This is a genomic window from Pseudolactococcus yaeyamensis, assembly GCF_054658615.1.
Map to the genome: position 1 here is coordinate 20,855 of NZ_BAAGGP010000030.1, position 9,934 is coordinate 30,788.

At 38.8% G+C, this 9,934-nt stretch carries 9 protein-coding genes; 1 reads left to right on the forward strand and 8 read right to left on the reverse strand.

From position 1 onward, the window contains the following. Positions 1–28 precede the first annotated feature (28 nt). From ACYQ21_RS07435 to ACYQ21_RS07460, 6 genes are all read right to left on the reverse strand, one after another. Positions 29–1,303, reverse strand: a complete 1,275-nt coding sequence (locus ACYQ21_RS07435; RefSeq protein ID WP_460057071.1) for a sugar ABC transporter substrate-binding protein — start codon at positions 1,301–1,303, stop codon at positions 29–31. A 153-nt stretch (positions 1,304–1,456) separates the two neighbouring features. Then, positions 1,457–3,772 carry a glycoside hydrolase family 65 protein gene (locus ACYQ21_RS07440; protein ID WP_460057095.1) on the reverse strand — a complete coding sequence of 772 codons (2,316 nt, stop codon included), beginning with the start codon at positions 3,770–3,772 and terminating at the stop codon, positions 1,457–1,459. 5 nt (positions 3,773–3,777) lie between these two features. Next, positions 3,778–4,452: a beta-phosphoglucomutase gene (gene pgmB / locus ACYQ21_RS07445; protein WP_460057074.1), complete on the reverse strand. Its 675-nt coding sequence runs from the start codon at positions 4,450–4,452 to the stop codon at positions 3,778–3,780. 65 nt (positions 4,453–4,517) lie between these two features. Beyond that, on the reverse strand, positions 4,518–4,766 hold the full coding sequence (locus tag ACYQ21_RS07450; protein WP_460057076.1) for a hypothetical protein: 249 nt from the start codon (positions 4,764–4,766) through the stop codon (positions 4,518–4,520). Then, positions 4,759–5,148, reverse strand: a complete 390-nt coding sequence (locus tag ACYQ21_RS07455; protein ID WP_460057078.1) for an RDD family protein — start codon at positions 5,146–5,148, stop codon at positions 4,759–4,761. Before ACYQ21_RS07455 ends, ACYQ21_RS07450 begins: the two co-directional genes overlap by 8 nt. Before the next feature lie 73 nt (positions 5,149–5,221). Continuing rightward, the gene (locus ACYQ21_RS07460) at positions 5,222–6,217 is read right to left on the reverse strand and encodes a LacI family DNA-binding transcriptional regulator (RefSeq protein WP_460057081.1); all 996 of its coding nucleotides are present in this window, start codon (positions 6,215–6,217) and stop codon (positions 5,222–5,224) included. 245 nt (positions 6,218–6,462) lie between these two features. Here ACYQ21_RS07460 and ACYQ21_RS07465 point away from each other — a divergent pair, with 245 nt between their 5' ends. Next, entirely contained in the window at positions 6,463–7,083 is a 621-nt protein-coding gene (locus ACYQ21_RS07465; RefSeq protein ID WP_460057084.1) for an FMN-dependent NADH-azoreductase, read from the forward strand. 25 nt (positions 7,084–7,108) lie between these two features. Here the strand turns inward: ACYQ21_RS07465 and ACYQ21_RS07470 are convergent, their stop codons facing one another. Then, the gene (locus ACYQ21_RS07470; protein ID WP_460057087.1) at positions 7,109–7,921 is read right to left on the reverse strand and encodes a Cof-type HAD-IIB family hydrolase; all 813 of its coding nucleotides are present in this window, start codon (positions 7,919–7,921) and stop codon (positions 7,109–7,111) included. A 52-nt stretch (positions 7,922–7,973) separates the two neighbouring features. Further along, positions 7,974–9,596, reverse strand: coding sequence for an ABC-F family ATP-binding cassette domain-containing protein (locus ACYQ21_RS07475; RefSeq protein ID WP_460057090.1), 1,623 nt, complete (start codon positions 9,594–9,596; stop codon positions 7,974–7,976). Positions 9,597–9,934 lie beyond the last annotated feature (338 nt).

The following is a 9,934-nucleotide window of genomic DNA, read 5'->3' on the forward strand; positions in this document are numbered from 1 at the left end:
GTCGAACCTCTGCTTGCTATGGCAAATTTTATTCCGCCTTATCAATATCATCTTGTGCTTGTTTATCAGCTTTTTTCATTGCTTCTTCAAGTGATGATTTACCATCTGCAACTTCTGGCCAGTAGTTCATGTAAGCATTGTTAATCGTTGTCAAGCTCACACCTTTTTGCCAAACTGTTGAATAGTCAACGGCTGCCAAATGAATTTTCAAATCTTCATTTTTGTTAATATCAGCTGTACTTGCAACATCTTCACGTGTCGGCAATGTCCCTGTACCATTGACCCACTCGGTCATACCTGTTTTGCCAGTGGCATATTTAATCCAAGCGTCAGCAAGTGCTGAATTTTTAGTACCTGCATATTTCCCCCAACCAACTGAGAACATCATGCCACCTTCAGTAGCTTTGTAAGTTGCCATTGGTGATACTGAGAATTTGATATCTGAAAATTCTGTTTTCAGTGTTTGATAAACCCAGTTACCTTCGTCCATCATAGCAATTTTGCCTGTACCGAAAGCTTCTCCATTCCAGCCTGCACCGATTTCTTGTGGTGTCACAACTGCTTTTGTCTCAACTAATTTTTTCAAGATTGATAGATTGTCAACCACTTTTTTATCAGCAAGGTTTGGCGTGCCATCATCTTTAATTGGCTCAGCACCATCACGCGCTGCCAGATGATAAGAACGAGCTAGTTCAGGGGTGTAGCTCATCGCTTTAACTTTACCAGCACCATATTTGGCGTCTAATTTCGCTTGAAAATCTGGTAACCATGTTACTAATTCCTCATAAGATTTTGGAACCGTTTCTGGGTCAACACCGACATCTTCAAAAATACCTGTATTTTTGTAAAGTGCCAAAGTTGAGAAATCTTTTGGAATAGCATAGAGTTTATCACCATCTGAAAAAGCTTTGGTCAGATTTTCATAGTAAGCACTTGAATCAAAGGCTTTTTTATCCAATTCAGCGAGCGCGCCTTTGCTGGCCAAAAATGGATAGTAAGACGAGTCGACATAGAAAGCATCTGGCGCCGTTTTTCCAATCAAATCGGTTTGAATTTGCGTGTTGTAATCCGTGTAAGTTTTCAGGCTAACTTTTGCACCTGTTTCTTTTTCAAAGCCTGAAATCACTGCTTTAAGTGATTTTTCTTCTGATTCATTACCGCCCCAGACGCCGAGTTTCAAAGTTTTACCTTTAAAATCCGTCTCTTTTGAGCCATCATCAGCATTATTACTACCACAAGCGGCAAGTGAAAGTCCCGCAATAACTACTGCACCAACAGTTAAAACTTTTTTCCAATTTGTCATCATTTTCCTCCTACGTATACTCATTTAATCCTATAAAGTATGCACTTTTGACTAGATCCGCCACTTCGTCGTTGATAAGTCTTGACGTACACCTGTACGCCTTCGTCTTATCGCCTCGAATTGACGAAAAATAGTTCAAAAGTTGCGTATACTTTATAAACTTAAACGAGTATAAAGCGTTAATTTATTTTTTAAAACATGGGTCTCATTATTTGAAACAAAAGTAATCTCTTGACCATTATCAGCCTTAGTCAATTCAAATTTGTCAGGCGTCACCGTAACTGTTATCGCCTCGCCTTGATAATCAAAACCATAAGTTAAACTTCTCCAAGCCTCTGGCAAATGTGGCTCAATTCTGAGCTTGCCTTCAATCACCCGAACACCTCCATAACCAAAGACTGTCATCTGCCAAATACCACCTAGACTGGCAGCATGAATCCCATCATCTGATGATTTCATAAACTCGCCCATGTCAATATTACGTGCCTTTTTGAAAAATTCGTAAGATTCAGCAAGTTTACCGAGATCAGCCGATAAAATGGCATGTGTTGACAAGCTCAGTGAACTATCATGTGTCGTTTTCGGCTCATAATATTCAAAATTCTTAAGTTTAAGCTCTCGATCAAATAGCCCCTCAAACAGAAACATGAGTAATAACACATCGGCCTGTTTGGTAATCTGCATTTCATTGACCTGCTCCAAATTATAGTCCTGGAAAAGTCCGTCAACACCATCAACTGCCTTATATTTGGTCAAATCTAAAATTTTCTTACTCAGATAAGTGTCATCTTGTGCAATGATACCTTCAGCTGTCGGCTGAGGCAAGAAAATTTTATCTAACTTAGTTGCCAAGTCTGGTAAAACAGTCGTCAGGTCTAATTTAGCGTCTAATCTAGCAAAGATTTCAGGTTCTTTTTCCTGTAATGCTTTGGCTAAATCTAGGGCATACTTGACATTCCAATGCGCTGTGTAATTAGTATAGGCATTGTTATTAACATGTTCCTTATATTCATCAGGACCAATCACATCTTTGATTTCATAGCAATCCTTGGCAGCATGATATTCAAGGCGACTTCCCCAAAATTTTGCTGTGTCAAACAGAATTTCGTAGGCCTTTTCTTGCGTAAATTCAAGATCACCTGTCACATCAATATATTGCTTAACACCAAAAGCAACATCACTTGTGATATGCTGTTCAATAAAACCTGACCAGATTTTTGTTGATTGCCCTGTGACGATATCCGCTGCACCCCAAACAGGTGTCACTTCTCCATCAGTTGGATTGGCTGCTTCCCATGGATACTGTGCACCTGAGTAACCATTTGTAGCTGCTTTTTTGTGAGCGCCATCAAGCCCCAGATAACGATAAGTGACCAGACTTTTCGCAATCTCAGGATGTGTAAAGGTAAAGTAAGGTAACATGAACACTTCCGTATCCCAGAAAGTATGTCCCTTATAGCCCTCGCCGCTCAGACCTTTCGCCCCAATATTCATGTGCGCATCATGGGTTGGTGTCATCACGTGCAAATGATATTTAGCAAAATGAATCGCTAGTTGGTCTCGAAAATCTGATGATTTGATGATAATCGGGTGTTTCTCCCAGATTTTCGCCCATTCATCTGCAGAGGCTTGCAATAACTCATCAAATGTTGACCTTTCAATGGCTTTCATCTCAGAAATTGCCGTCTGACGCAGACTTGTGACATCATGATTTTCTGTATCGTTGTCAATAGATGTATAAACGCTCATGCGTTTTTCAATGACAGCGTTTTCTTTCGGTGCAATCGTAAAGAAATAATTCATGAAAATTTGACGACGTCCCATTTCAATCCGCTCAGTCAACTGATTAGCTTGAATATGATGCGCTAGTGTGAAAACAAAATCAATCTTACTTTCAATCGTTTGAGGCATCATTTGCAGGTATTTTCCGTCAACCAACCCCTTTTCGCCTTCGGTAAAATGTTGACTGCCCGAATTTGTGACTTGACCATTAATCCCTGAACAAATTTGAAAATTAAGCGTTTCAGAAGTCAAATTTTCAATTTCTGCTAGATTGGATAAGTAATGGCGATGTGCCTTTGAGATAAATCTGCGACATTTAAATCTTAGTTTGATGGCTTCAAATTCCCATACAAACTCACGAACCAACTCGCCATTTTTCAGATTCAAACGTTTACTAAAGTCCGTCACCTTACCTTTTTCAAGCGTAAAATGTTCACCATTAATGATAAAATCCATCCACCAAATATCTGGGATATTCGGTAATTCACTGACTTCATTTTCATCAAATTTATTAAAGGTTCCAGCGACAAAAGTGTCACGCCGTTCGCCAATATAGCGTTCCTCTGTCGCACTTCGGCTCCCAATATAACCATTTCCCAGCGCCATAATACTTTCAGATTTGCCCAGATAACGACTGTCAAATCCAACTTCTTCAATTTGCCAAGGATTTTCTTTGGCATAGTTCATTTTTGTCAAACGTCACTCCTTCTATTCTTCCAAATTTCCTGTAAATAAGCAAATGTCAGCTGACTTGTTTCACTTACAGTATCAATATCATCGCCCAAAATTTCTGGATGACCAACACCAATAGGTAAAGCATGTGCAGCTTTGATTGCTTCAATTCCTGAATAGGCATCTTCGATACCAATTGTCTCCGTTACATCAACACCAACACCATCAGCTGCCGCTATAAAAATATCTGGTGCTGGTTTATTGGCAGCGACTTTGGCTGGATCAGCTATCGCATCAAAATATAGCGTTAATTGCATCTGATTGAGCAAAAATGGGCCATTTTTTGAAGCTGAAGCGAGCGCAATTTTAATGCCATTTTGATGTAAATCCTCTAATAGCTGTAAAATGCCAGGATAGATATCGCTTGGCGATACTTTTTGAATCATTTCGACATAATTCTCATTTTTGCGCTTGGCCATGTCTTTAAACTCTTCAGCTGTAAAATCATTTTCTCGACCGCCATGGGCTAAAATTCGATGCAAAGATTCTTCACGCGAAACACCCTTGAGATTTTCATTGAAGGCGCGATCAATCGTGATACCAATTTCCTTAGCTAACTTTTCCCATGCCAGAAAATGGTACTCAGCTGTATCTGTCATCACACCATCCAAATCAAATAATACTGCTTGAAACACGTCATGTTCCTCCTCTATTTTTCTAAACTAATCAACTAAAACGTTTTAGTTTTATTGTAAAAAATTTAGCAATCAAAATAATGACTATTTCGAAAAACTAAAACAATTGCCCCAAATACATAGATGCCCACACTTAAGATAAGTTTCATCTTCAATCCCACTGCAAGTAGAGCAAAAGGCACGAGATAAATAAGATAGGCTTGAAACATTTTTTTAGGATCGTAATCATCTCGGAAATGATAAGCAATCCAATAACTCACAATGATTGTCAAAACAAACAGGATGAGAAGTGGCGCAGTTGGTATTTTATCCATGCAAAATGACCTCACTTTTCCCGATGATATCATGTAAAAATTTTCCTTTTCGGACATAAATAGCACAACTCAGCAAAATAAAAGCAAAACCAGCAAATGGTAAAAAGTATAAAATTTTAACCGCTTCACGAACACTGTCTGCCATCAAACTTATTGACTCATTTTTAACCCTGAGTTTGGCAAAATATTTACCAATCGTCTGTCCTTTGAAACTATTAACAGCAACAATATTATACACAATGAAAAGTATCGCTGGAAAAATGTTTGCTAAACTCCCCATCTCCGAAAACATAATGTTGACTAACAAAACTAGTGGGACATAAACAATAATCAAATCAATCAAAGTTGCTAAAATACGTTGGATAAAGCCTAAAGTTTTCATAAGGTTCTTTCTAAAACGTTTTAGCGCTCTAACCACATTTTACTGTAAACGTTTTCTTTTGTCAAGTGGCTATCTAAATTAATTTTGCACTCTCTCGAATGACAATTTCATGATCAATAATCGTGTGCTTGGTGATACCATGTTCGATATAATCAATCAAATCCTTAGCAGCAAATTCTGAAATTTTACGCGCATCCTGATGAACTGTTGTAATCGTTGGTGTAAAATAGCTTGTCAATGTAATATCATCGAAACCAACGACGGCAATCTCGTTTTCAAGTCCAAATTCTTTAAGTGCCTTCAAACAGCCAATCGCCATCAAATCACTCGCAGCAAAAATTGCATCATATTTAGGACGTACAGAAGCTGAAAAAAGTTTTTTAATCTTATCAAAAGCAATCTGTTCTCTAAAATTAGCAAAAATAATAGCAGGCTTTTTAATAGACCTTCTATACCCAGCTTCACGTTCATGTGAAACAACAGCTTTTCTATCGCCATTAATAAATAAAATATTTTCATAGCCATTCTTTTGAAGTAATTCAGTCACTTCAAAAGCAGCAAGCTCATTGTCTATACTCACCATGCCAATTTTTTTATTATGCACATCAAGGTCAATCGCAACTGTCGGTAATTCAAAATGCTCTAATTCATGGTAATAGGGATCTGTCACGCGTAATCCTTGGATAATCACACCAGAAATATTATGCTCATCACAAAACTGTCGTAGCGTTTTCTTCGACTGTTTTTTAGTATTTGTTGCGTAAAAGACAAATTCATAAGATGTGTTATCCAAAAAATCAACGACGCCAGAAATAATTTCAAGCGGCATAGCCACACCACGAGCCACATTAATTTCATTTAAAATTAAGGCAATGGTCTTTGACTTTTTACTTGAAAGCTGTCGTGCTGCAGAATTTGCGACATAGCCTAGTTCCTTAGTAGCAGTTAGCACTTTTTTTTTGGTTGCATCACTAATATCTGTATAACCATTTAAAACATGCGAGACTGCGCTGACAGACACACCCGCACGTGCTGCCACATCCTTTATTGTAATTTTTTTCATTTTCATCACTTCCTTTTATCTGCTCTATCATTGACAAATCTGGTGATTAAATCAAGTTTATCACTTTACATGTCAACTAATATCTGTTCTCTATATATTTTACTAAAACGTTTTAAAAAAAGATAGTCTTACTTTATGCTAGGCTTGCCTGTTTGCGCTAAAATTTACAAGCGTAATCAAAGCGTTTTTACCGATTTTTTTATAAAATAGTAAGGTAATTAAAAATATTTAGAAATGATGAGGTCTTCCCAGTGTCAAATATACTGGTTATTAAAGGGCATCCCCTTACATCTGAAAGTTCTTTCTCACTCAAAGCGCTTAATCAATTTTTGTCTACTTACAAAGCAGCAAACCCATCTGATACAATTACTGTGCTTGATGTTTTCGCTGACAATGTCCCTGAAATCGATATCGACCTTGCCTCAGCCTTTAATGCTCTGGCTACTGGCACTGAATTTAGCGCACTCAACGCTGAGCAACAAGCTAAAGTCGCTCGTTTTGGTGAGTTGACAGAGCAATTTCTCGCTGCTGATAAAGTCGTCATTGCCAACCCGCTTTGGAACTTGGGCATGCCAACACGCCTGAAAGCGTGGTTTGACACAATCAATGTTGCAGGTAAAACTTTCAAATATACTGCTGAAGGCCCTGTCGGTCTTGCTGGCGGTAAAAAAGTCTTTCATATTCAAGCCAATGGTGGCGCATATGACGGAAACGATGCATCTTCTCAATATCTCAACAGCATCTTAAACTTCATTGGTATTGATGACATTACCTCTGTTTATATTGAAGGTCATGCCTACGAGCCTGAACGCGCTAACGAAATCTTAGCTGATGCTTTGACTAAAGTGACAAGCATTGCAAAAGCATTTTAATCAAAAACGCCTAACTCAAATTAAGTTAGGCATTTTTTGATTTCAGCAACTCTTCCAAATAAATCAAGACTGCTTGATCTTTATGGTGACCGATGATGTCGTCTGCCACCGCCTTGATTGGCTCACGTGCATTAGACATCGCAACCGCCCTGCCTGCATAGCTTAACATCTCTAAATCATTCAGATTATCGCCAAATGCGACAATTTCCGAGGGCGTGATGTCAAACTTTTCAGCGAGATGAGACAAGCCTGTGGCTTTGCTGATCCCCTCTGGTATAATATCAATCGATTCAAACCCTGTGGTGACTGCCCGAACCCCTGCCGCTTGTTGATTAACCCAAGCTTCACCTTCCAGCACCCGCTCAGCTGTAAAACTGACGGTGAGTTTGAGGATATCATCCACAACTTCTGAAAAGTCTGAGACAATTTGCACATTAGCATAATAAAAATGAGCTTTTTTCTTGTAGTAGTCGCTCGTCGTCTCTAGAATGTAAGAGCCATTGGCACCGCTTAATAAAACCGAATCGTCCTGAATATAGTCAGATTTTCTGACGATATCTGAGATTTCTAAAACTTTATTAAAAGGCATTTTCTCCTTAAATAAAATATCATCACGATATTTGACGATGCCGCCGTTTTCTGCCACAAAAATAATCCGATTAGCAAAATCATCAAACATCGCCTCCAAAGCCAAAAGTTGACGGCCTGATGCCGCTACAAAATGAATATTAGCTTGTTCTAGTTTTGTTAACAGCGCATCAAAGCGTGTTTTATCATAGGCACCATTGCCATCTAAGAATGTCCCGTCCATATCTGTTGCGATGAGTTTAATTGTCATGAATTTATTATAACAAAAAAGCCGTATGCCTACGACTTTTAAAGATTTTAGTTTAATCAGCCCAAAGCGCTTTAACTTTCGCTTGGACTTCATCATTTTCAAGGAATTCATCATAAGTTTCATCAATTCGGTCAATCACACCATTTTTCGATAAAACAATGATGTGGTTGGCGATGGTTTGAATAAACTCATGGTCATGACTGGCAAAGAGTAGGCTACCTTTATAGTTAGTCAGCCCCTCATTGAGTGATGAGATTGACTCCAAGTCCAAGTGATTGGTTGGGTCATCTAAAACAAGCACGTTTGATTTCAAGAGCATGAGTTTGCTAAGCATGACACGGACTTTTTCACCACCGGATAGGACGTTGACAGACTTATTAACTTCTTCGCCAGAGAACAACATCCGACCTAGGAAACCACGAAGGAAAGTATTGTCGTCTTCTTCTTTGCTGGCAAATTGGCGGAGCCAATCAAGGATGGTTTCACCACCTGCAAAGTCGCGTGAATTGTCTTTTGGCAAGTAAGCTTGACTTGTTGTCACGCCCCACTTAACCTCACCAGTGTAGTCGATGTCGCCCATAATCGCGCGAATGAACGTAGTTGTTTGGATATCATTTTGACCGATGAAGGCTGTTTTATCGCCCGGATTGAGGATAAAGCTGATCTTATCCAAAATGACTTCGCCATCAATTTTGACTGAAAGATTGTCAACTTTCAACAAGTCATTACCAATTTCGCGGTCAGGTTTGAAGTTGATAAAAGGATATTTACGAGAAGAAGGCACAATCTCGTCCAACTCGATTTTATCCAACATTTTCTTACGAGATGTGGCTTGCTTAGATTTAGACGCATTGGCAGAGAAACGCGCGATAAAGTCTTGTAATTCTTTGATTTTCTCTTCGGCTTTGCGGTTGGCATCCCCTTGGAGTTTGAGGGCAAGTTCTGACGATTCTTTCCAGAAATCATAGTTACCAACAAAGAGTTTGATTTTACCGAAATCCAAGTCTGCCATGTGCGTACATACTTTATTTAAAAAATGACGGTCATGGGAAACGACGATAACTGTATTTTCAAAGTTAATCAAAAATTCTTCTAGCCAGTTGATGGACTGAATATCCAGACCATTGGTCGGCTCGTCAAGGAGTAGAACGTCTGGTTTCCCAAACAGAGCTTGCGCTAGGAGTACCTTAACTTTTTCGCCATTGGTCAATTCTGACATATTTTGTAGGTGCAGGTCATCAGGAATGCCTAGATTTTGCAATAATTGTGCCGCATCAGACTCAGCTTCCCAACCGCCAAGCTCAGCGAATTCGCCTTCGAGTTCAGCTGAACGCATACCATCTTCATCAGTGAAATCTGTTTTCATGTAGATAGCATCTTTTTCAACTTTAACGTCATAGAGGCGTTGATGCCCCATCAAAACAACGTCCAAAACAGGGATGTCTTCATAGTCAAAATGGTTCTGACGTAGAATACTCATCCGCTCATCTGAGCCCATTGAGGTGTGGCCTGTGCTTGGCTCAATATCACCTGCTAAAATTTTCAGGAAAGTTGATTTCCCTGCACCATTGGCTCCGATTAAACCATAACAATTTCCTGGTAAAAATTTAATATTGACTTCATCAAACAGTTTACGGTCTGAAAACTGCAAACTAATCTCGCTTACTTGTAGCATTTTTGTCCTCTTATCTTCAATTTACGTGCTGTTTCCATTTTAGCATTTTTAAAAGGAAATAAAAAGCCTGCGAATCTAAGAGTATTAAATGATTTACAAAATCATCTCTAGACTAATGAATTACGAAAATCTAGAGTTCTAAAGTTGCTCATCTTATTTATCTGACAACTACCATAAATAGATACCAAATACAATCAAAGGAGTAACACAGCACGACAAACGCATGACTCTCTCTCTCTCAATCTCAAAATAGGAAGCGTGTTTTTAAAAATAACAGCTCTCACATTGAAAACAACTGTGCCAAATAATCTGGAAAAGTCATTGATAACGAAAAACGT

Bases quoted from the DNA above. Each gene is read 5' to 3' on its own strand.
- ACYQ21_RS07435 (WP_460057071.1), bottom strand. From the start codon at position 1,303: ATGACAAATTGGAAAAAAGTTTTAACTGTTGGTGCAGTAGTTATTGCG.
- ACYQ21_RS07440 (WP_460057095.1), bottom strand. From the start codon at position 3,772: ATGAACTATGCCAAAGAAAATCCTTGGCAAATTGAAGAAGTTGGATTT.
- ACYQ21_RS07450 (WP_460057076.1), bottom strand. From the start codon at position 4,766: ATGGATAAAATACCAACTGCGCCACTTCTCATCCTGTTTGTTTTGACA.
- ACYQ21_RS07455 (WP_460057078.1), bottom strand. From the start codon at position 5,148: ATGAAAACTTTAGGCTTTATCCAACGTATTTTAGCAACTTTGATTGAT.
- ACYQ21_RS07460 (WP_460057081.1), bottom strand. From the start codon at position 6,217: ATGAAAATGAAAAAAATTACAATAAAGGATGTGGCAGCACGTGCGGGT.
- ACYQ21_RS07470 (WP_460057087.1), bottom strand. From the start codon at position 7,921: ATGACAATTAAACTCATCGCAACAGATATGGACGGGACATTCTTAGAT.
- ACYQ21_RS07475 (WP_460057090.1), bottom strand. From the start codon at position 9,596: ATGCTACAAGTAAGCGAGATTAGTTTGCAGTTTTCAGACCGTAAACTG.